The organism is Micromonospora echinospora, assembly GCF_900091495.1.
In the GTDB taxonomy this organism is placed as follows: Bacteria; Actinomycetota; Actinomycetes; order Mycobacteriales; family Micromonosporaceae; genus Micromonospora; species Micromonospora echinospora.
In genome coordinates this window covers 7411592-7433564 of sequence record NZ_LT607413.1, presented here as the reverse complement: position 1 = coordinate 7433564, position 21973 = coordinate 7411592, and the positions used below count along the sequence as shown (strand labels likewise).

Below are 21973 nucleotides of genomic sequence, written 5' to 3'. Positions count from 1 at the left end.
GTCGGGCGACCGTACGACGCCGCAGCTCAGGAGACGACCCGGCCCGCCGGCTGGTCAACTGTCGGGGGCCGCGTCTACTGTCGGTGGCTGTGCTGGAGGAGCTGCGCATCACCGGACTGGGCGTCATCGACGACACCACGCTGCCGTTGACCGGCGGCATGAACGTCATCACCGGCGAGACGGGTGCCGGCAAGACCATGGTCGTCACCGGTCTGGGGCTCCTCTTCGGTGGCCGGGCCGACGCCGGGCGGGTGCGCGCCCAGCCGGGCCGGGCGGTGGTCGAGGGGCGGCTGCGGCTGACCGGGCGGGTCGCCGCGTCGGTGCACGCCCGGGTCGTCGACGCCGGTGGCGAGCCCGACGAGGACGGCTCGGTGCTGCTGAGCCGCACGGTCACCGTGGAGGGCCGATCCCGGGCGCACCTGGGTGGCCGGAGCATGCCGGTGGCCATGCTCGGTGAGGTCGGCGAGCAGGTGGTGGCCGTGCACGGCCAGTCCGACCAGCTCCGGCTGTTGCGGCCGGCCGAGCAGCGGGCCGCGCTGGACCGGTTCGCCGGTCCGGAGCACGAGAAGCTCCTCGACGAGCTGCGCGAGGCGTACACCCGGTGGCGTCGGGTGGTCGACGACCTGGCCGACCGGCGGCGCAACGCCCGGGAACGCCACCAGGAGGCGGACCTGCTCCGGCTCGGGCTGGACGAGATCACCCGGGTCGACCCGCAGCCGGGCGAGGACGACGAGCTGAAGGCGGAGGCGCAGCGGCTGGAGCACGCCGAGGGGCTGCGCACCGCCGCGCAGACCGCCTACCAGTGCGTGACCGGCGGCGCGGAGCCGACCGACGAGGTGGCGGACGCCACCGCGCTGCTCGGGGTGGCGCGACGCGCCCTGGAGGCGCAGGCCGGCACGGATCCGGCGTTGGCCGACCTGGCGGGCCGGATCGAGGAGGCGGCCACCCTGGTCGGGGACGTCTCGGCGGAGCTGTCGGCGTACCTGGCGGCGTTGGACGCCGACCCGGCCCGGTTGCAGACCATCTACGAGCGCCGGGCCGCGCTGCGCACGCTGACCCGCAAGTACGCCGACGACGTCGACGGGGTGGTGGCCTGGGCGGAGCGTGCCCGGACCCGCCTGGCCGACCTGGACACCTCCGACGACGTCCTCGACGAGCTGGACCGGGAGCGGCAACGGCTGGCGGTCGAGGTGGCCGAGCTGGCCGCCCGGCTGTCGGCGTCCCGGCGGGAGGCGGCGTCCCGGTTCGCCGAGAAGGTCACCACCGAGTTGGCCGGGTTGGCGATGCCGCACGCGCGGATCGAGGTGGCGGTGCTGCCCCGGACGCCGGGGCGCAGCGAACCGACCCTGGAGGTCGACGGTACGGAGGTCGGCATCGGGCCGGACGGCGCCGACGAGGTCGAACTGCGGCTGTTGGCCCACCCGGGCGCGCCGGCGCTGCCGTTGCAGCGGGGCGCCTCCGGGGGCGAGCTGTCCCGGGTGATGCTCGCCATCGAGGTGGTCTTCGCCGGTTCCGGCGGTCCGCCCACGCTGGTCTTCGACGAGGTGGACGCCGGGGTGGGCGGGCAGGCCGCGGTGGAGATCGGCCGCCGGTTGGCCCGGCTGGCCCGTAGCCACCAGGTCCTGGTGGTCACCCACCTGCCGCAGGTGGCCGCGTTCGCCGACCGGCATCTGGTGGTGGCGAAGGACACCGGGGGCGCGGTGACCACCAGCGGCGTCCGGGTGGTGGAGGACACCGAACGGGCCCGGGAGCTGGCCCGGATGCTCGCGGGTTTGCCGGATTCCGATCTGGGTATCGCCCACGCGGAGGAATTGCTGGCGGTGGCGGCGCGGGAACGGCGGCCGTGACCGCGGATCTGTGAGCGCAGCCACACCGGGCTGCGCTCACCTGTGCTTCCCTGGGTAGGCGGCCCTGCTCAGGCATGTCGCGACGGAAAACCCTGCCTCCCATGCCAGGATGGTCACGATGCGTCTACCCACCTTGCGCCGCAACCGGAGCACGGAACCGGGCTCCCTCGTCGGTACCGTGCGCCTGGACCGCCGGACGAAGCGACTGGTCGGCCGCTTGCGGCCGGGTGAGATCGCGGTGATCGACCACGTCGACGTGGACCGGGTCGCGGCCGACTCGCTGGTCGCCGTCGGGGTCGCCGCCGTGCTCAACGCGAAGCCCTCGATCTCGGGCCGCTACCCGAACCTGGGACCGGAGGTGCTGGTGTCCGCCGGGATCCCCCTCCTCGACGACCTGGGTGAGGGGGTCTTCCAGCGGATCCGGGAGGGTGACGTCGTCCGGATCGAGGGAAACACGGTCTACGTCGGTGACGATCCGGTGGCACACGGCACCCTCCAGGACGCCGAGACGGTGGCCAAGGCGATGGCCGACGCGCGGGAGGGCCTGTCGGTCCAGCTGGAGGCGTTCGCGGCGAACACCATGGACTACCTCAAGCAGGAGCGTGACCTGCTGCTCGACGGGGTGGGCGTGCCGGAGATCCAGACCTCGATGCGGGGCCGGCACTGCCTGATCGTGGTCCGTGGCTACGACTACAAGGACGACCTGGACGTGCTGCGCCCGTACATCCGGGAGTTCAAGCCGGTGCTGATCGGCGTGGACGGCGGCGCGGACGCGCTGGTCGAGGCGGGCTACACCCCCGACATGATCATCGGGGACATGGACTCGGTCACCGACGACGTGCTGCGCTGCGGCGCCGAGGTGATCGTCCACGCCTACCCCGACGGGCGGGCGCCGGGGCTGGCCCGGGTCAACGGGCTCGGGGTGCCGGCGCAGACCTTCCCCGCCGCCGCCACCAGCGAGGATCTCGCCATGCTGCTGGCCGACGAGAAGGGCGCGTCGCTGCTGGTGGCCGTCGGCACCCACGCCACGCTGGTGGAGTTCCTGGACAAGGGGCGCGGCGGCATGGCCTCGACCTTTCTGACCCGGCTCAAGGTGGGCGGGAAGCTGGTCGACGCCAAGGGGGTCAGCCGGCTCTACCGGCAGAGCATCTCGGGCTCCTCGCTGCTGCTCCTGGTCCTCTCCGCGGTCGCGGCGATGGCCTCGGCGGTGGCCGTTTCCACCGTCGGCAAGGCGTACCTGGGCGTGGCCTCGGAGTGGTGGGACAATTTCGTGTTCCAGCTCGGCCAGCTCTTTTAGCTCCCGACCGATCAAGAGGCTGTAGGCGTGATCAATTTCCGCTACCACGTGGTGTCCCTGACCGCGGTCTTCCTGGCGTTGGCGATCGGCCTGGTGGTCGGCACCGCCGCGCTGAACGGGCCGGTGGCCGACTCGCTGAAGGAGCGGGTCAACTCGCTGAGCAAGGACAACCAGCAGATGCGCCAGGCGGTGAACAACCTGCAACGCGAGATGGAGTTGGAGGAGGACTTCGCGGCGGAGATGGCCCAGAGGTTCCTGCCGGGCACGCTGACCGGCAAGCGGGTGCTGGTGGTCGGCCTGCCCACCGGCCGCGAGCACACCGAGGGCGTAATCAAGATGCTCCAGACCGCCGGGGCCACGGTCACCGGGCGGCTCGACGTCCAGGACAAGTTCGTCAGCCCGGACAACAACAACGCCCTGCTGGAGCTGACGGCGACCGCCGCCGGCCCGACCGGCGCACCGACCGCCAATCTGCCCGGCAACGGGCACGGCGTGGAGACCTCCAGCGCGCTGCTGGCCAACGTGCTGCTGGACCGCACCCCCGTGGTGGCCGAGGCGGACCGCAAGGCGGTGCTCGCCTCGTACGCCAACGCCGGCTACGTCACCTCGGCCGAGCCGGTCACCGGCGCCGCCGAGGCGGTCGTGCTGGTCAGTGGTCAGCCGTACGTGGACAAGGACGCCGACCGCAAGGACGAGTCCGTGGTGAAGATGGCCGAGCAGTTCGACCGGGCCGGCACGATCGTGGTGGCGGGCAACGGCTCGGCGGGCAACAACGTGGTCGCCGTCGTCCGGGGCGACCCGGTGCTGTCGCAGGCCATCTCCACCGTCGACAACGGCAACACGGTGCAGGGCCAGCTGGTCGCCGTGATGGCGCTGGTGCAGCAGCTCAACGAGAAGAAGGCGGGGCACTACGGTGTCGGCGACAACGCCGCGTCGCTGGTGCCTAAACTGCCCCAGTGAGCGAACGCAGCGCCCTGATGCCCGTATCCTCCCGTCCCGCGTACCGGTGGGGGTGGTCGGCGTGAGCACGTGGAACCGCACCGCCCGGCTGCTCGCCGCCGGGGCCGGCGCGCTCGCCGCCCGTCACCTGCTCGGCCAGGTCCGCAGCTCGCCGGCCGGGCCGGCGCTGGAGCGCACCAACTTCCGGGGGCAGACGGTCACCCTGGCCGCCGGCCCGGCGCTCGCCGCCGGCGCCGCCACCGCCGGTGCGCTCGGTGCGGCCAGCCCCGCCTCCGGCGCCGCCGCCCTGGTCGCCGGGCTCGGCGCCGGCGCGGTCGGGCTCTACGACGACGTGGTGGGCGCCCGGCCGGAGCAGAAGGCCGCGAAGGGCTTCGCCGGTCACCTCACCGCGCTGCGCGAGGGCATGGTCACCGCCGGCCTGGTGAAGGTCCTCGGGGTCGGCGCGGCCGGTCTCGCCGCCGCCGCGCTGCTCGCCGCCGACCCGCAGGTCGCCGCGCACCGGCGGCGGCAGCGGTTGGGCGCGGTGGGTCGGACCACCGACGTGCTGCTCGGCGCGGGCGTGGTGGCCGGTACGGCGAACCTGCTCAACCTGCTCGACCTGCGCCCCGGCCGGGCGTTGAAGTCCGGCATCCTGCTCGGCACGCCGCTGCTGCGCGGTCCGCACGGCGGGCTGGCCGCCGGGGCGGTCGGCGCCGCCGCCGGGCTGATCCGCGACGACCTCGACGAGCAGGTGATGGTCGGCGACAGCGGGGCCAACGCGCTCGGTGCGCTGCTCGGCGTCGCCCTGGCCGCCCGGACCGGACCGGTCGGGCGGGCCGGGATCCTCGCCGTGCTCGCCGGCCTCACCGCGGCCAGCGAGAAGGTCAGCTTCACGGCGGTCATCCAGAAGACCCCCGGACTGCGCGAACTGGACGCGCTGGGCCGACGCCCCGCCTGACGTGAACGCACCGGCACCCCTCGCCGGCGCGGGCCGTGTCGCCGGAGCGGCCGCGCTCATCGCCGTCCTCACCGTCGCCGCCCGGCTCGCCGGTTTCGCCCGTACCGCCGTCTTCACCTGGGTGGTGGAGAAGAGCGACCTGGGCGGCATGTACGTCATCGCCAACACGGTGCCGAACATCATCTTCGAGATCGTCGCCGGTGGCGCGCTGGCCAGCCTGGTCGTCCCGCTGCTCGCCGGGGCGGTGGGGGCCGGCGACCGCGCGGCGGTGGCCGCCACCACCGGGGCCCTGCTGACCTGGACGGTGACCCTGCTGGTGCCGCTGGCGGTGCTGGTGGCGCTCCTCGCCGACCCGATCGTCGGGGCGATTAGCGAGAGCCGGTCCCCGGAGGAACTCGCGGCCGGGGCCCGGATGCTGCGGGTCTTCGCGCCGCAGCTGCCGCTCTACGGCGTCGGCATCGTGTTGACCGGGGTGCTCCAGGCGCACCGGCGGTTCGCCTGGCCGGTGCTCGCGCCGCTGCTCTCCAGCCTCACCGTGATCGTCGTCTACCTCGTCTTCGGCGGCGCCGAGGGGCGGGGCGTCACGGTGGCCGGGGTGAGCCGGGGCGGCGAGCTGATCCTGTCGGCCGGCACCACCCTCGGCGTGGTGGTGCTGTCCCTGTCGCTGCTGGTGCCGCTGCGCCGGCTGGGGCTGCGGCTGCGCCCCGGGTACGCCTTCACCGCCGACGCGCGGGCCCGGGTCGGCGGGCTGGCCGTGGCCGGGGCGGTCACCGTCACCGCGCAGCAGGTCGCGCTGCTCGTCATCCTCAACCGGGTCTCCGGCGGCCCCACCGGCTCCCCGCAGGTGTTCAACCTGGCGCAGACCATGTACCTGCTGCCGTGGGCGGTGCTGGCGGTGCCGCTCGCGGTGGCCGCCTACCCGACCCTGGCGGCGGCGTCGGCGGGCGGGGACGAGGAGAGCTACCGGGGAACCCTCGCGCCGACCGTCCGGGGGGTGCTGCTGTTCAGCAGCCTCGGCGCGGCGGCACTGGTCGGCACGGCCCTCCCGGTGGGACGCTTCTTCCCGCTCGGCGCGGACACGACCGCCGCCGCGATCGCCGGGTTCGCGCCGGGCCTGCTCGGGTACGGCCTGTTCGCCGTCCTCTCCCGGGCCCTCTATGCGCGGGGCGACACCCGCCCGGCCACCGTGGCGATCACCCTCGGCTGGCTCGCCGTGCCGGTGGTCGCGCTGCCGCTGGCCGCGGTGCTGCCGGCCGCCGACCGGGTGCTGGCCGTGGCGCTGGCCAACAGCGTCGGGATGCTGCTGCTGGGCGGGCTGCTGCTGGTCGCGGTGCGCCGGGCGGCGGGACCGGCCGCGCTGGCCGGCAGCCTGCGCGCCGGTGCCGCCGGGGTGCTCGCGGCGGCCGTCGCCGCACTGGCCGGGGCGCAGGTGGCGGGAGCGCTGGCCGGGACGGGTGGCGGTACCCCGACGACATCCCGGGCGGTGCTGGAGGGCATGCTGTCCGGAGTCGTGGTGGGCGTGGTGTTCCTCGCCGTGGCGTATCCGGCCGACCGGCGGGACGTCCGACCGCTGCTGGCGGGACTGCTCCGCCGGCTGCCCGGTCGGGGCCGCGCCGGCCGTCCCCGACAGGCCCCGGACGACGAAAGGGTGGATCGGTGAGTGCCAGGAGTGGGGCCGGGTGGCAGGGCACGGTGGCCCTGCTGCTCGCGTCGAGCACCGGCGGGGTCGGGCAGCACGTCCGGTCGGTGACCCGGGGGCTGGTCGCGCAGGGCGTGTCCGTGCTGGTCTGCGGGCCGGCCGCGACCGGTGAACAGTTCGACTTCGTCGGCGCGGGGGCGCGGTTCACGCCGGTGGAGATCCCGGCGAGTCCCACCCCGGCCGACGCGCGCGCGGTCGTCGCCCTGCGTCGCGCCCTCGCCGCCGAGCCGGTCGACGTGGTGCACGCGCACGGGCTGCGCGCCGGTCTGGTCGCCGTCCTCGCCCGGCCGGCCGCCCCACTGGTGGTCACCTGGCACAACGCCGTCCTCGCCGGCGGGTTGCGGGGGCGGCTCTCCGGCCTGGCCGAACGCCTGGTCGCCCGTCGGGCCCGGGTCGCCCTGGGCGCGTCGAGCGACCTGGTCGCCCGGGTCACCGCGCTCGGTGCCGCCGACGCCCGGCTCGCCCCGGTGGCCGCGCCGACCCTGCCCCCGCCGCGCCGGCGGCGCGCCGCCGTCCGGGCCGAGTTCGCCGTCACCCCCGGACAGCCCCTGATCCTCTCGGTCGGGCGGCTGCACCCGCAGAAGCGCTACGACGTGCTCATCGACGCCGCCGCCCGGTGGCGGGACCGCACCCCACCGCCGGTGGTCGTCATCGCCGGCAGCGGCCCGGCCTACCTGCCGCTGGCCGCCCGCATCTCCGCCGCCCGCGCCCCGGTGACCCTGCTCGGGCACCGCACCGACGTGGCGGACCTGCTCGCCGGGGCCGACCTCGCCGTGGTGACCAGTGACTGGGAGGCCCGGCAACTGTTCGCCCAGGAGGCGATGCGCGCCGGCGTACCGCTGGTGGCGACCGGGGTGGGTGGGCTGCCGGAACTGGTCGGCGACGCCGCGGTGCTGATCCCGTCCGACGACGTCGACGCGGTCGACCGGGCCGTCCGCGACCTGCTCGACGACGAGTCCCGCCGCGCCGACCTGGCCCGCCGGGGCACCGAACGGGCCGCGACCTGGCCGACCGAGGCGGACACCGTCGCCGCCCTGGCCGACCTCTACGCCGACCTGGCCGGCGACGCCGCCGGGCCGGCCGCTCCGGACGCCGGGGCCGCGACGGGGCGTGGTTGATGCTGCGCCGCCTCACCCCACTGCTGGTGACCCTGCTCGTCGTGCTGGTCGGGGTGGCCGCGCTGGCCGCCGAGCCGGACGGCGCGCCGCGCCGTCCGGAGGCCGACTTCGTCGTCATCGCCGGTGTGCCCGGCCTGCGTTGGGACGACGTGGACCCGGAGACCACGCCGACGCTGTGGCGGATGGCCGAGAACGGGTCGATCGGCTCGCTGTCGGCCCGGTCGGCCCGCCGGCCGACCTGCCCGGTCGACGGCTGGCTCACCCTCGGCGCGGGCAACTTCGCCGCCTGGAACACCAGCCGGCCGGCCGGGGCCTGCCCGGCCGTGGACGTGGAGGTGGAACAGCCCGACGGGTTCGGCGCCAACCTGCCCCAGCAGGAGAGCGTGGTCCTGCACAACCAGGACCGGCTGTCCTGGGGCGCGGTGCCCGGCGCGCTGGCCGAGTCGGTGCGCTGCGCCGTCGCCGTTGGCCCCGGTGCCGCCGTGGCCGCCGCCCGCCCGTTCGGCCGGGTCGACCGGTACGAACCCGCCCTGCCCGCCGACCCGGCGCCCCTGCTGGGCTCCTGCGTGCTGAGCATCGTCGACCTGGGTACGGTCAGCGGGGAGGACCGGGCCGTCCGGGACGCCGCCGCGCGCCGCGCCGACGCCGCCCTGGCCCGGGTGCTGGCCGCCCGCCCACCGCGTTCCCTGGTGCTGGTCGCCGGAGTCTCGGACACCGCCGCGCCGGCCCGGCTGCACGTGGCGGTCGCCGACGGGCCGGGCTGGGAACGGGGCTGGCTCACCTCGGCCAGCACCGGCCGCGACGGCTACCTGCAACTGGTCGATCTCGCCCCCACCGCGCTGACCGTGCTCGACCGTCCACTGCCGGAACGGAACTTCCTCGGCCGGGCCGCCACCCCGGTCGAGGGTCGTCCGGCGGACCTGCGGGCCGCCATCGACGCGCCGGCCGACGCCGACCGGGAGGCCGGCGCCCAGCGGCGCGTCGCCGGGTGGTTCTTCGTCCTGCTCGCCGGCTTCCAGGTGCTGCTCGCCGTGGCGGTCCTCCCACTGCTGCGGCGGGCCCGCCGGCACGCCGGTCCGGTGGGACCGACCCCGGCGCCCCGGTCCGTGGTGGGGGCCGTCGAGGTGCTGCTGATCGCCGCTGCCTTGGCCATCCCGGCGGCCCTGGTCGCCGACCTGGTGCCGTGGTGGCGGGGGAACACGCCGGCTGGTACTTCGCCGTGGTGACCGTGCTGCTGCTCGCCGGGGCGACCGCGTTGGTCCGGTTCGCGCCCGGACACGATCGCACCCTCGGCCCGTTGGGCGCGGTGGCCGGGCTGACCACCCTCGCCGTCGGTGTGGACGTGCTCACCGGAGCCCGTCTGCAACTCAACGGGGTGGTGGGCTACTCGACCCTGGAAGGTGGCCGGTACGCCGGCCTCGGCACGGTGGGGCTCGGCGCGTTCCTCGCCGGGGTGCTGCTGACCGCCGGCTGGCTGGCCCAGCGGGTGGGCCGGCGCTGGCGGCCGACCGTGGTGGTGGCCGTGGGCACCGTGGCCGTGGTGATCGTGGGCAGCCCGTACCTCGGCGCGGACTCGGTCGGCGCGATCGCGCTGACCGCCGGGGTGACCGTCGCCGCCGTGATCTGCACCGGCGGTTGGCTGACCCTGAGCCGGCTGGTCTGGGCGAGCATGACGGGCCTCGCGGTCACCATCGGGCTGGGCGTGCTGGACCTGCGCCGGCCCCCGACCGAGCGGGGCAGCCTGGGCCGGTTCCTCGCCGCCCTCGGGGAGGGGCGGGCCGGGTTGACCGTGCACCGGTCCAGCACCGCCAACTTCGACACCCTGGTCGGCAGCCCGCTGACCGTTCTCGCGGTGGCCGGCGCGGTGCTGGTGTGGTTCGCCCTCTTCCAGCCCTGGGGCGGGTTGATGCGTCTGTTCGGCATCTATCCGGCGATGCGGGCCGCGATGGCCGGCACCGCCGTGGCCGCGGTGATCGGCGGGATGCTCGGCGGTGCGGCGCTGGACGTCGCGGGCGCGGCCGGGGCGCTGGTGGTGCCGATGGCGGCGTTGGCCGCGCTGCGGGTGCTCGACCACGCCGCCGACCGTACCCAGCCGCCCGGAAACCGTCCGCAGGACTTCGTCTCCGGTGTCCCGGCCGCGGCGGAGCCGGCCGGGCCGGGAGAGGTGGCGACGACCGGCGACGCGGAGTCCACGGGCGACGCGGGGCCGGCCGTGGACGGGCGCGCCGGGGACACCACCGACCGGACGTCCCGGGCGTCGACCGAGGTCGCGACCGCGTAGCCGCCTCCGGGGCCCGACGGGTGCGCTCCGTGACCCGCCCGGGTGAGGTGTTACCGTGGAATCCCGTGGATCGCGTGATCACTTGGCTGATCGGCACGGCGGTCTGCACGACCGCAACGGACGACACGGGAGCAGGCCTTGGCCCCATCAGCACGGACGACCAGGCACATCTTCGTCACCGGGGGCGTCGCCTCCTCGCTGGGTAAGGGGCTCACCGCCTCCAGCCTCGGCAACCTGCTCACTGCCCGGGGACTACGGGTGGTGATGCAGAAGCTCGACCCGTACCTCAACGTCGACCCCGGGACGATGAACCCCTTCCAGCACGGTGAGGTGTTCGTCACCGAGGACGGCGCCGAGACCGACCTGGACGTCGGCCACTACGAGCGCTTCCTCGACCAGGACCTCTCCGGCAAGGCGAACGTCACCACCGGCCAGATCTACTCGGACGTGATCGCCAAGGAGCGGCGCGGCGAGTACCTCGGCGACACCGTCCAGGTGATCCCGCACATCACCAACGAGATCAAGTCCCGCATCCTGGCGATGGCCGACCCGGACGCCGACGGCAACGTCCCGGACGTGGTGATCACCGAGGTCGGCGGCACGGTCGGCGACATCGAGTCGCTGCCGTTCCTGGAGGCGATCCGGCAGGTCCGCCACGACCTCGGCCGGGACAACTGCTTCTACCTGCACGTCTCCCTGGTGCCGTACCTGGCCCCGTCGGGGGAGCTGAAGACCAAGCCGACCCAGCACTCGGTGGCGCAGCTGCGCAACATCGGTATCCAGCCGGACGCGCTGGTCTGCCGCTCCGACCGGGACATTCCGGACAAGCTCAAGCACAAGCTGTCGCTCTACTGCGACGTCGACCGGGAGGCGGTCACCGCGGCCCCGGACGCGCCGAGCATCTACGACATCCCCAAGGTGCTGCACCGGGAGGGCCTCGACGCGTACGTGGTGCGCCGGCTCGGCCTCTCCTTCCGGGACGTGGACTGGACGAGCTGGGACGACCTGCTGGACCGGGTGCACCACCCCCGGCACACGGTCACCGTGGCGGTGGTCGGCAAGTACGTCGACCTGCCCGACGCGTACCTGTCGGTCAGCGAGGCGATCCGGGCGGCCGGGTTCCACCACCGGGCCCGGGTGCAGCTGCGCTGGGTGCCCAGCGACGACTGCGTCACTCCGGCCGGCGCGGCGGCGGCCCTGGCCGGCGTGGACGGCATCGTCATCCCCGGCGGGTTCGGGGTGCGCGGCATCGAGGGCAAGATCGGCACCGCCCGGTACGCCCGGGAGAACGGCATCCCGCTGCTCGGCCTCTGCCTGGGCCTGCAGTGCATGGCCATCGAGGTGGCCCGCCACCTCGGCGACCTGGACGGGGCGAACTCGCTGGAGTTCGACGAGGAGGCCACCCACCCGGTGATCGCCACCATGGCCGACCAGGAGGACATCGTCGCCGGCAAGGGCGACCTGGGCGGCACGATGCGGCTCGGGGCGTACCCGGCGAAACTGGCCGAGGGCTCCATCGTCGCCGAGGCGTACGGCACCACCGAGGTCAGTGAGCGGCACCGGCACCGGTACGAGGTGAACAACGCCTACCGGGACGCGTTGACCAAGGCCGGCCTGCACATCTCCGGCACCTCGCCGGACGGCCGGCTGGTCGAGTTCGTGGAACTCGACCGCGCGCTGCACCCGTTCTTCGTCGCGACCCAGGCGCACCCGGAGCTGAAGAGCCGGCCGACCCGGTCCCATCCGCTGTTCGCCGCGTTCGTCCGCGCCGCGGTCACCTACTCCGAGGCCGACCAGCTCCCGGTGGAGATGGACGGCGACGCGCGTCGCCGGCCGAACCCGGTGCCGGAGAGGGCGCCCCGGGACGACGCCGCGTCGACCGCCGCCGCCACGTCGTGACCGGGCACCGCTACGAGCTGAGGCACCGGACCGAGCGGTACACCGGCCGGGTGTTCCGGGTGGTCACCGACGAGGTGGCGATGCCCGGCGGCGGCACCGCCAGTCGCGACGTGGTGCGCCACGTCGGCGCGGTCGCCGTGGTGGCCCTGGACGACGCCGGTCGGGTGGTGCTGGTCCGCCAGTACCGGCACCCGGTCGGCGGGTACCTGTGGGAGCTACCGGCCGGGCTGATGGACGTCGACGGTGAGGACCTCGCCGTGGCGGCGCTGCGCGAGCTGGCCGAGGAGGCCGACCTGACCGCCGGTCGGGTCGACCTCCTGGTCGACCTGCACAGCTCACCCGGGTTCTCCGACGAGCGGGTGCGGATCTTCCTCGCCCGGGATCTCGTCGAGGTGCCGGTCGGTCGACGGCACGAGCGGCACGACGAGGAGGCGGACATGCAGGTCGTCCGCGTCGACCTGGACGAGGCGGTGGCCCGGGTGCTGGCCGGGGAGGTCACCAACGCCTCCTGCGTGGCGGGCCTGCTCGCCGCCGCGCGGGCCCGGGACGCCGGCTGGGCCCCGCTGCGCCCGGCGGACTCGCCGCTGCCCGGCTGAGCCGCGTCGCGGAACACCACCCACTGACGGCAGGGGCCGTGCGGTACGTACCGCACGGCCCCTCGCTGTCGGCGCGGTCAGTCGCGCAGCGGCCGGCCCTGGCTGTCGACGCCACCGTTGATCAGGATCAGGATGCCGTCGACGAAGCCCCACAGGCTGCCGATGCCGCAGGTCACCAGGGTCACGACGAGCTGGAGGACACCGGTCTTGGTGTCACCGATGTAGAACCGGCCGACGCCGAAGCCGCCGAGCACGATCTGAAGAATGCCGGCGACGACCTTGCTCTTGTCGGAGACGCCGCCGGAATACTGGTACGGAGGAGGGTAGGTCATGAGGCGAAACCCTAGTGATCGACATTCCTGCTGTCCGCAGCGCCAGGGGGCCGATCGGACGATAATGGGCGAACACTGACCCAACGGCCGAGGTCGACTCACGTTGTCGGCCAGGGTATGCCTGACACATCGTCAGGAGAGCCGCGTACGGGGTGTCACTCTGTTGGCTCTCCACCCCGGGCCGGCGGCCCTAGACTGCGGCCGGCAGGAGCGGTGGGCCGCGTCGGCAACGGAGCCGTCGCGCACCGAGCTGGTCGGGGCGGTGCGGCCCCGAGGAGAGGTGTCGTCGTGAAGGTCGGAATCCCTCGCGAGGTCAAGAACCACGAGTACCGCGTGGCGATCACGCCGGCGGGCGTGAACGAGTTCACCCGCAGTGGGCACCAGGTCCTCATCGAGTCCGGTGCCGGGGTCGGCTCCAGCATCACCGACGAGGAGTTCGCCGCGGCCGGGGCGAAGATCCTGTCCACCGCCGACGAGGTGTGGGACAGCGCCGACCTCGTGCTCAAGGTCAAGGAGCCGATCGCCGAGGAGTACCACCGCATGCGCGAGGGGCAGGTGCTCTTCACCTACCTGCACCTGGCCGCCTCCAAGGAGTGCACCGACGCGCTGGTCGACCGGAAGGTCACCGGCATCGCCTACGAGACGGTCGAACTGCCGGACCGGTCGCTGCCGCTGCTCGCCCCGATGTCCGAGGTCGCCGGCCGGCTCGCCCCGCAGGTGGGGGCCTACCACCTCCAGCGGCAGGGCGGCGGGCGCGGCATCCTGATGGGCGGCGTCTCCGGCGTGTACGCGGCCAAGACCGTGGTGATCGGCGCGGGTGTGTCCGGCATGAACGCCGCCGCCATCGCCCTCGGCCTCCAGGCCGAGGTGCTCCTGCTCGACAAGAACGTCGGGCGGCTGCGCCAGGCCGACGCCATCTACCGGGGCCACCTCCAGACGGTCGCCTCCAACGCGTACGAGATCGAGCGGGCCGTGCTCGACGCGGACCTGGTCATCGGCGCGGTGCTGGTGCCCGGCGCGAAGGCCCCGACGCTGATCTCCAACGAGCTGGTCTCCCGGATGAAGCCGGGCAGCGTGCTGGTGGACATCTCCATCGACCAGGGTGGCTGCTTCGAGGACTCCCGCCCCACCACGCACGCCGAGCCGACCTACCGGGTGCACGACTCGATCTTCTACTGCGTGGCGAACATGCCCGGGGCGGTGCCGCACACCAGCACGTACGCGCTGACCAACGTGACCCTGCCGTACGCCCTGGAACTGGCCAACCACGGCTGGCGGGACGCGCTGCGCCGCGATCCGGCCCTCGCCCTCGGCCTGAACACCCATGCCGGGCAGGTCACCTACGGCCCGGTCGCCGAGGCGCACGGCATGGCCACCCTGCCGCTGACGGAGGTCCTCGGCTGAGTGCGGCACCGGACGGCCCGGCGGCGGTCGTGGGCGCGGCGCCCGCCCCGGCGCTGCGCCGGGCCGTGCGCGGCTACCTCGACCACCTGACCGTCGAGCGGGGGCTCTCGGCGAACACCCTCGCCTCGTACCGGCGCGACCTGGACCGCTACCTGCTCACCCTGACCTCCGCCGGGGTGACCGATCTCGCCACGGTCTCCGCGACCGAGGTCGAGGCGCACCTGGCGGCGCTGCGGGCGGGCGGGGACGGGCACCCGCCGCTGGCCGTCTCCTCGGCCGCCCGCGCGGCCAGCGCGGTGCGCGGCCTGCACCGGTTCGCGCTGCGTGAGGGGCTGGTCGGCGCGGACGCCAGTCGGGACGTCCGGCCGCCCACCCCGCCGCGCCGGCTGCCCCGGGCCCTGCCCGTCGACGACGTGGTCCGGCTGCTGGAGACGGCCGGATCGGTGCGGGCGGCCGGCGAGGGCGCGCCCCTGGTCCTGCGGGACCGGGCGCTGCTGGAGTTCCTGTACGGCACCGGCGCGCGGATCTCCGAGGCGATCGGCGCGGCCGTCGACGACGTGGACCCGGTGGAGGGGACCGTGCTGCTGCGCGGCAAGGGCGGCCGGTCCCGGCTCGTGCCGATCGGCGGGTACGCCACCGAGGCGCTCCGGGCCTACCTGGTCCGGGCCCGCCCCGGCCTGGTCGCCGGGGGCCGGGGCACCCCGGCGGTCTTCGTCAACGCCCGGGGCGGCGCGCTCTCCCGCCAGGGCGCGTGGACCATCCTGCGGCGCACCGCCGAGCGGGCCGGGCTGCCGGTGGACGGACCGGACGCGGTCTCCCCGCACACCCTGCGCCACTCCTACGCCACCCACCTGCTCGACGGCGGGGCGGACGTCCGGGTGGTGCAGGAACTCCTCGGCCACGCCTCGGTCACCACCACCCAGGTCTACACGTTGGTCACCGTGGAACGGCTGCGCGAGGTCTACGCCACCGCCCATCCCCGGGCACTCGGCTGACCGGCATCGGGGCGGCGCCGGGCGGCGCGGGCCGTGGGCCCTCCGGTGGCGCCGTCGGCCCGGCCGGGGCCGCTCGGCGGTGACGGCCACCGGTCGGCCCTCGGGTCGGCTGCTGTGTCGATCGTCACCCCGCCCCACCCGGGGCCGGTGGGGACCGTCGGCGTGCCCGACACGCCGACCCGGTGCCGACCGGCCTGCTCGAACGTGGCGTACAGTCGGCATCGGCGCGGACCTCCTGGGGCGACAACCGGGGTGCGCAGCGACACCGCACAAGGACGTCGGAGGGCTCCGACGCCGGGTGGTCGTCGGGAGGGGGGCAACAGGACATGGCTGGCAACGGCGACCGTGCCGAGACGTGGACGTCTGAGCTCCGTGAGCAGCAGGCCACGCTCGGCGCGGACCTCGGTCCGGCGGACCCGGCCGCGTACACCATGCGCAAACCCATCCCCGAGCCGATGCCCACCGACCGGCACGGCCCGGCGCGGATCATCGCGATGGCCAACCAGAAGGGCGGCGTCGGGAAGACCACCACCACCATCAACCTCGGCGCGGCCCTGGCCGAGTACGGCCGCAAGGTGCTGCTGGTCGACTTCGACCCGCAGGGCGCGCTGTCGGTGGGGCTGGGCGTCAACCCGCACAACCTCGACCTGTCCGTCTACAACCTGCTCATGCAGGACGACGTCACCGCCGAGGACGTCCTGATCAAGACGGACGTCGCCGGGCTGCACCTGCTGCCGGCGAACATCGACCTCTCCGCCGCCGAGATCCAGCTCGTCAACGAGGTCGCCCGGGAGATGGCGCTCGCGCGGGTGCTGCGCAGCATCCGCAAGGAGTACGACTACATCCTCATCGACTGCCAGCCCTCGCTCGGCCTGCTCGCCATCAACGCGTTGACCGTCGCGCACGGCGTGCTGATCCCGCTGGAGTGCGAGTTCTTCAGCCTCCGGGGGGTGGCGCTGCTGCTGGACACCATCGACAAGGTGCGCGAACGGCTCAACTTCGACCTCGAACTCGAGGGCATCCTCGCCACCATGTACGACAGCCGCACCACACACTGCCGGCAGGTGCTCCAGCGGGTCGTCGAGGCGTTCGGCGACAAGGTCTACCAGACCGTGATCACCAAGACGGTCAAGTTCCCCGAGTCGACGGTGGCCGGGGCGCCCATCACCACCCTCGACCCGGCCTCGTCCGGCGCGCGCAACTACCGTCAGCTCGCCCGTGAGGTGATCGCCGCGCAGGCGGAGCGGTAGTCGGGGCGTCCGGGGTGTGGACTACGGTCGTCCGGTGACCGCACCACCGCTCGACCCCGTCGCCGCCGAACCGGCCGACCCGGCGGCGTCCGTCGGGCCCACCCCGGGCGACGAGCCGGGGGCCTCGGGGGAGACCAGCGGCTTCACCGTACGGCTGGCCAACTTCACCGGCCCGTTCGACCTGCTGCTGCAACTGATCGGCAAGCACAAGCTCGACGTGACCGAGGTGGCCCTGCACCAGGTCACCGACGAGTTCATCGCCTACATCCGGGCGATGGGTGACGAGTGGGATCTCGACGAGGCCAGTGAGTTCCTGCTGATCGCCGCCACCCTGCTCGACCTGAAGGCCGCCCGGCTGCTGCCCGCCGCCGACGTGGAGAACGAGGAGGACCTGGCCCTCCTGGAGGCCCGGGACCTGCTCTTCGCCCGGCTGTTGCAGTACAAGGCGTACAAGGAGGCGGCGGCGCACATCGCCGTGCTGGAGGCCGAGGGCGGTCGGCGCTACCCCCGGGCGGTCAGTCTGGAACCCCGGTACGCCCAGGCCCTGCCGGACCTGGTGCTCGGCATCGGCCCGGAACGGCTGCTCAAACTCGCGGTGCGGGCGATGACCCCGAAACCGGTCCCGGTGGTCTCCATCGACCACGTGCACACGGTCCGGGTCAGCGTCCGGGAACACGCGCAGATCCTGGCCGGGCGGCTGCGTCGCGCCGGCACCGCCACCTTCTCGCTGCTCTGCGCCGACTGCGAGGCCACCCTGGAGGTGGTGGCCCGGTTCCTGGCGCTGCTGGAGCTGTACCGGGAGGGGCTGGTCGCCTTCACCCAGGAGCAGGCGCTCGGCGAGCTGACCGTACGCTGGACCGGCCCGGCCGACGGCGACACCGACCTCCAGGTCGACGAGTACGCCGGCGCGCCCCCGGCGGACAGCGCCGCACCGGTCGACGGCACCACACCGTCCACCGCTCCGGTCGCCACCGCCGGCATGGTCGACGGCACTGGGTCGGCCGACGGCGCTGGGCCGGTCGACGGCACTGGCCAGGTCGGCGACGCTGGGCCGACTGCGGCCCCGGCCGGGGCCGGTGGGCCGGCGGCCGCGGCCGGGACGACGACGGAGGAGTGACCGGGATGAGCAACGAGGAACGCAGCGAATCCCTCGCCGACCAGGCCGCTGCCTGGATCCCCCCGTGGGAGCGTCGCCCCACCCCCGCGCCGGAACCGACCTCTGTCCCGGACCCCACCCGCGACGCCGACGCCGGGGCCGATGTCCACGCCGACGTTGATGCGCACGCCGGGGCCGGTGTCCAGGCCGACGCCCCCGCCCCCGCCGACGCCGCTCCGTCCACCCCGCCGCCGGCCACACCACCGGCACCAGCGACCCCGCCAACCCCGCCAACCCCGCCAACCCCGCCAACCCCGCCAACCCCGCCGACCCCGCCGGCCCTCACCGAGCCGCCCGGGCCGCTGGCGGCGCCGCCCACTACGTCCGTTCCGGCGGAGCCCAACCCGGATCGTGGTGGGAAACGGCCCCCGGAGGGGCCGGTCACCGCCACGATCCCGACCAGGGGTGGACGGCGGGCGGCCGGCGCGGTGCGGGAGAGCGCCGCAGCGGCCACCCCGATGGAGGAGGGGGAACTGCGCGGGGCGCTGGAGGCGATCCTGCTGGTCGTCGACGAACCGGTCAGCGAGCTGACCCTCGCCCAGGTGCTGGAGCAGCCGGCCGAGCGGATCGGTGCCGCCCTCGACCGGCTCGCGGCCGGCTACACCGATGCCGGGCACGGGTTCGAGCTGCGCCGCGCGGCTGGCGGCTGGCGGCTCTACACCCGGCCGGAGTACGCCGCCCACGTGGAGCGGTTCATCCTCGACGGGCAGACCGTCCGGCTCACCCAGGCCGCGTTGGAGACCCTGGCGGTGGTCGCCTACAAGCAGCCGGTGACCCGGTCCCGGATCTCCGCCATCCGGGGTGTCAACTGTGACGGGGTGATCCGTACCCTGGTGTCCCGCGGCCTGGTCGAGGAGTGCGGCACCGAGCCGGAGAGCGGCGCGTTCCTCTACCGGACCACCACCCTGTTCCTGGAGAAACTCGGGTTGAACAGCGTCGCCGACCTGCCGCCGCTGGCCCCGTTCCTCCCCGACGACGTAGAAGAGTTTGCCGATGCCACGCGATGACCGCGCCCCCCGCCCCGACGCGCCCGTCTACGAGGGGGCCGAACGCCTCCAGAAGGTGCTCGCCGCCGCCGGTGTGGGCTCCCGACGGGCCTGCGAGGACCTGATCTTCCGGCGCCGGGTCACCGTCAACGGTCGGGTGGCCCAGCTCGGCGACCGGGCCGACCCGACCCGGGACGTCATCCACGTCGACGGCGAGCGCCTCCAGGTCGACACCCGCTTGGTCTACCTGGCGATGAACAAGCCGCGTGGGGTGGTCTCCACGATGGCCGACGAGAAGGGGCGCACCGCGCTCGCCGACTTCCTCGGTAACCGGGTCGAGCAGCGGGTCTACCACGTCGGGCGGCTCGACGCCGACAGCGAGGGACTGCTGCTGCTCACCAACGACGGCACCCTCGCGCACAAGCTCATGCACCCGTCGTACGCGGTGCAGAAGACGTACCTCTGCCAGGTCGCCGGGCCGATCCCGCGCAACCTGGGCAAGCGGCTGATGGCCGGGGTGGAACTGGAGGACGGCCCGGCAAAGGTCGACTCCTTCAAGGTGGTGGACACCCTGGGCAAGACCGCCCAGGTGGAGGTGACCCTGCACGAGGGGCGCAAACACATCGTCCGGCGGTTGCTGGGCGAGGCCGGGCACCCGGTGAGCCGGCTGGTGCGTACCTCGATCGGACCGATCCGGCTGGGTGACCTCCGTGCCGGGCGGACCCGCCGGCTCACCAACGCCGAGGTCGCCGCCCTGTTCCGCGCGGTGGGTGACTGACCCGGCGGTTCGGGAAAGCCGTCCCGGTAGGCTCCCAGGCGGCCCGCGGGTCGCCCGGGAGGCGACCCGCGTCCGCCGGTGGTGCCGGCGGGGGCGGATCGGACCGCCAGGCATGATGGACCACGATGGGTAACCGCTCGCCGAACGTCGCAACGACGGTCGGCGGGGTACGGGCTGAGGAGGACACGCGGTGGCGGAGAACGTACGGACCGGGCGATGTGTGGTCGCTGTCGACGGGCCATCCGGTTCGGGAAAGTCCACCGTCTCCCGGCGGCTGGCCGTCGGGATCGACGCCCGTTACCTCGACACCGGCGCGATGTACCGGGCGGTGACCTGGGCGGTGCTGCGCAGCGGGGTCGACCCGGCCGACGCCGAGGCGGTGGCGAAGGTCGCCGGTGAGATCGACCTGCGCATCGGCACCGACCCCCAGGGGTACGGGGTGACCGTCGACGGGGTGACCGTCGACGCCGACATCCGGGGTCCCGAGGTGACCGGCTCGGTCTCCGCGGTGGCCGCCGTACCGGCGGTCCGGACGCTGCTGGTGTCCCGCCAGCGTGACATGATCGACAATGCGGGCCGGATGGTGGTCGAGGGGCGCGACATCGGCTCGGTCGTCGCCCCCGACGCCGAGCTGAAGGTGTACCTGACCGCCTCCGAGGCGGCCCGGGCGCAGCGGCGCAGCGCGCAGGACGCGGCCGACGTGACCGTCACCGCCGCCGACCTGGCCCGACGCGACCGGCTCGACTCGACCCGCAAGACCGACCCGTTGCAGCAGTCGGCGGACGCGGTCGTGCTGGACACCACCGAGCTGGGCATCGACGAGGTCGTGGCCCGGCTGCGGGAACTGCTGGTGGAGCGGGGAGTGGCATGACCGACGACAACGGCTGGGTCGAACTGCGTGAGCCCGACGTCGACGAGGAGCAGACCGGCCCGGTGCCCGTGGTGGCCGTGGTCGGCCGCCCGAACGTGGGCAAGTCGACGCTGGTCAACCGGATCATCGGCCGCCGGCAGGCGGTCGTCGAGGACGTCCCCGGCGTCACCCGGGACCGCGTCCCGTACGACGCCCAGTGGGCCGGCCGGGAGTTCACCGTGGTGGACACGGGCGGTTGGGAACCGGACGCGAAGGACCGGGCGGCGGCCATCGCCGCGCAGGCCGAGACGGCCGTCTCCACCGCCGACGTGGTCCTCTTCGTGGTGGACGCGGTGGTCGGCTCGACCGACGTGGACGAGGCGGCGGTACGGATGCTGCGACGCAGCGCCAAGCCGGTGATCCTGGTGGCGAACAAGGCCGACAACGCGGCCATCGAGGTGGAGGCGACCTCGCTCTGGTCGCTCGGACTGGGCGAGCCGTACCCGGTGTCGGCGCTGCACGGCCGGGGCTCCGGCGAACTTCTCGACGCCATCATGGACGCGCTTCCCGAGGCCCCGAAGATCGTCGAGGACCGGCCGCGCGGCCCGCGTCGGGTGGCCCTGGTCGGCCGTCCCAACGTCGGCAAGTCCAGTTTGCTCAACCGGTTCTCCGGCGAGGAACGGGCCGTGGTCGACTCGGTCGCCGGCACCACCGTCGACCCGGTGGACAGCCTGGTGCGCATCGGTGGGGAGACCTGGCACCTGGTGGACACCGCCGGGCTGCGCAAGCGGGTCGGCAAGGCCAGTGGCACCGAGTACTACGCCAGCCTGCGTACCGCCTCGGCGATCGAGGCGGCCGAGGTGGCGGTGGTGCTGCTCGACGCCAGCGAGGTGATCAGCGAACAGGACCAGCGGATCCTGTCGATGGTCACCGAGACCGGCCGGGCCCTGGTGATCGCCTTCAACAAGTGGGACCTGGTCGACGGCGACCGCCGGTACTACCTGGACAAGGAGATCGAGCGGGAGCTGCGCCGGATCCCGTGGGCGATCCGGCTCAACCTCTCCGCGATGACCGGCCGGGCGGTGGACAAGCTCGCCCCGGCGCTGAACAAGGCCCTGGCGAGCTGGGAGACCCGGGTTCCCACCGCGCAGCTCAACTCGTGGCTCACCGCGCTGGTCCAGGCCACCCCGCACCCGGTGCGCGGCGGTCGGGCCCCGAAGATCCTCTTCGCCACCCAGGCGGGCACCTGCCCGCCGCGCTTCGTGCTCTTCACCACCGCGCCGTTGGACGCCGGCTACCAGCGCTTCGTCGAGCGCAAGCTCCGCGAGGAGTTCGGCTTCGAGGGCAGCCCGGTGGAGATCTCGGTACGCCCGCGCAAGAAGCTCGGCCCGGGCGGCCGGGGCAAGGCGCACGGCTGACCTCCGCGGCAACAGCACCGAACGCCAGGCCGGGATCTCCCGACCCGGCGTTCGTCTTCCCGCCACCAGCACCCTCCTAGGACGCTTGAGGGGGTGTGGCGGCGGTCGTCGCAGCGGGAGGGGCCTGTGCGTACCTCGGGAAGATCCTGCGCTAAGCTGTACCGGCTGCC

Annotated in this window: 17 protein-coding genes and 1 pseudogene; 17 read left to right on the top strand and 1 reads right to left on the bottom strand. The window is 74.1% G+C overall.

Annotation, left to right across the window (positions count from 1 at the left end; all coding sequences use genetic code 11):
• The first annotated feature begins 89 nt into the window (after window positions 1-89).
• From recN to GA0070618_RS31510, 9 genes and pseudogenes are all read left to right on the top strand, one after another.
• Complete coding sequence (recN, locus tag GA0070618_RS31550; protein ID WP_088984896.1) at window positions 90-1847, top strand: DNA repair protein RecN; 1758 nt, start codon at window positions 90-92, stop codon at window positions 1845-1847.
• A 118-nt stretch (window positions 1848-1965) separates the two neighbouring features.
• The gene (gene steA, locus GA0070618_RS31545; RefSeq protein ID WP_088985979.1) at window positions 1966-3144 is read left to right on the top strand and encodes a putative cytokinetic ring protein SteA; all 1179 of its coding nucleotides are present in this window, start codon (window positions 1966-1968) and stop codon (window positions 3142-3144) included.
• 27 nt (window positions 3145-3171) lie between these two features.
• Window positions 3172-4104, top strand: coding sequence for a copper transporter (locus GA0070618_RS31540; protein ID WP_088984895.1), 933 nt, complete (start codon window positions 3172-3174; stop codon window positions 4102-4104).
• A 61-nt stretch (window positions 4105-4165) separates the two neighbouring features.
• A complete protein-coding gene (locus tag GA0070618_RS31535; RefSeq protein WP_088985978.1) occupies window positions 4166-5041 on the top strand; it encodes a hypothetical protein in 876 nt (291 codons plus the stop codon).
• 1 nt (window position 5042) lies between these two features.
• Complete coding sequence (gene murJ, locus GA0070618_RS31530; RefSeq protein ID WP_088984894.1) at window positions 5043-6701, top strand: murein biosynthesis integral membrane protein MurJ; 1659 nt, start codon at window positions 5043-5045, stop codon at window positions 6699-6701.
• Entirely contained in the window at window positions 6698-7858 is a 1161-nt protein-coding gene (locus GA0070618_RS31525; RefSeq protein ID WP_088984893.1) for a glycosyltransferase family 4 protein, read from the top strand. Before murJ ends, GA0070618_RS31525 begins: the two co-directional genes overlap by 4 nt.
• Window positions 7858-10139 (top strand): annotated as a pseudogene (locus tag GA0070618_RS31520) (hypothetical protein). The gene GA0070618_RS31525 and the pseudogene GA0070618_RS31520 overlap by 1 nt, the downstream one beginning before the upstream one ends.
• Before the next feature lie 138 nt (window positions 10140-10277).
• Complete coding sequence (locus GA0070618_RS31515) at window positions 10278-12038, top strand: CTP synthase (protein WP_088984892.1); 1761 nt, start codon at window positions 10278-10280, stop codon at window positions 12036-12038.
• Complete coding sequence (locus GA0070618_RS31510; protein WP_088984891.1) at window positions 12035-12634, top strand: NUDIX domain-containing protein; 600 nt, start codon at window positions 12035-12037, stop codon at window positions 12632-12634. Before GA0070618_RS31515 ends, GA0070618_RS31510 begins: the two co-directional genes overlap by 4 nt.
• A gap of 77 nt (window positions 12635-12711) precedes the next feature.
• Here the strand turns inward: GA0070618_RS31510 and GA0070618_RS31505 are convergent, their stop codons facing one another.
• A complete protein-coding gene (locus tag GA0070618_RS31505; protein ID WP_331253161.1) occupies window positions 12712-13050 on the bottom strand; it encodes a TM2 domain-containing protein in 339 nt (112 codons plus the stop codon).
• Between the two features lie 204 nt (window positions 13051-13254).
• Here GA0070618_RS31505 and ald point away from each other — a divergent pair, with 204 nt between their 5' ends.
• The 8 genes from ald (at window position 13255) to der (ending at window position 21803) form a co-directional block, all read left to right on the top strand.
• Complete coding sequence (ald, locus tag GA0070618_RS31500) at window positions 13255-14370, top strand: alanine dehydrogenase (RefSeq protein ID WP_088984889.1); 1116 nt, start codon at window positions 13255-13257, stop codon at window positions 14368-14370.
• 29 nt (window positions 14371-14399) lie between these two features.
• Window positions 14400-15365, top strand: a complete 966-nt coding sequence (locus GA0070618_RS31495; RefSeq protein ID WP_088984888.1) for a site-specific tyrosine recombinase XerD — start codon at window positions 14400-14402, stop codon at window positions 15363-15365.
• A gap of 326 nt (window positions 15366-15691) precedes the next feature.
• A complete protein-coding gene (locus GA0070618_RS31490; protein WP_036375269.1) occupies window positions 15692-16615 on the top strand; it encodes a ParA family protein in 924 nt (307 codons plus the stop codon).
• Between the two features lie 34 nt (window positions 16616-16649).
• Complete coding sequence (locus GA0070618_RS31485; RefSeq protein ID WP_088985977.1) at window positions 16650-17732, top strand: segregation and condensation protein A; 1083 nt, start codon at window positions 16650-16652, stop codon at window positions 17730-17732.
• Between the two features lie 5 nt (window positions 17733-17737).
• The gene (scpB, locus tag GA0070618_RS31480) at window positions 17738-18778 is read left to right on the top strand and encodes an SMC-Scp complex subunit ScpB (protein ID WP_088985976.1); all 1041 of its coding nucleotides are present in this window, start codon (window positions 17738-17740) and stop codon (window positions 18776-18778) included.
• On the top strand, window positions 18765-19535 hold the full coding sequence (locus GA0070618_RS31475) for a pseudouridine synthase (RefSeq protein ID WP_088984887.1): 771 nt from the start codon (window positions 18765-18767) through the stop codon (window positions 19533-19535). The genes scpB and GA0070618_RS31475 overlap by 14 nt, the downstream gene beginning before the upstream one ends.
• A gap of 190 nt (window positions 19536-19725) precedes the next feature.
• Window positions 19726-20406 carry a (d)CMP kinase gene (gene cmk / locus GA0070618_RS31470; RefSeq protein ID WP_088984886.1) on the top strand — a complete coding sequence of 227 codons (681 nt, stop codon included), beginning with the start codon at window positions 19726-19728 and terminating at the stop codon, window positions 20404-20406.
• Complete coding sequence (der, locus tag GA0070618_RS31465; RefSeq protein WP_088984885.1) at window positions 20403-21803, top strand: ribosome biogenesis GTPase Der; 1401 nt, start codon at window positions 20403-20405, stop codon at window positions 21801-21803. Before cmk ends, der begins: the two co-directional genes overlap by 4 nt.
• Window positions 21804-21973: the final 170 nt, after the last annotated feature.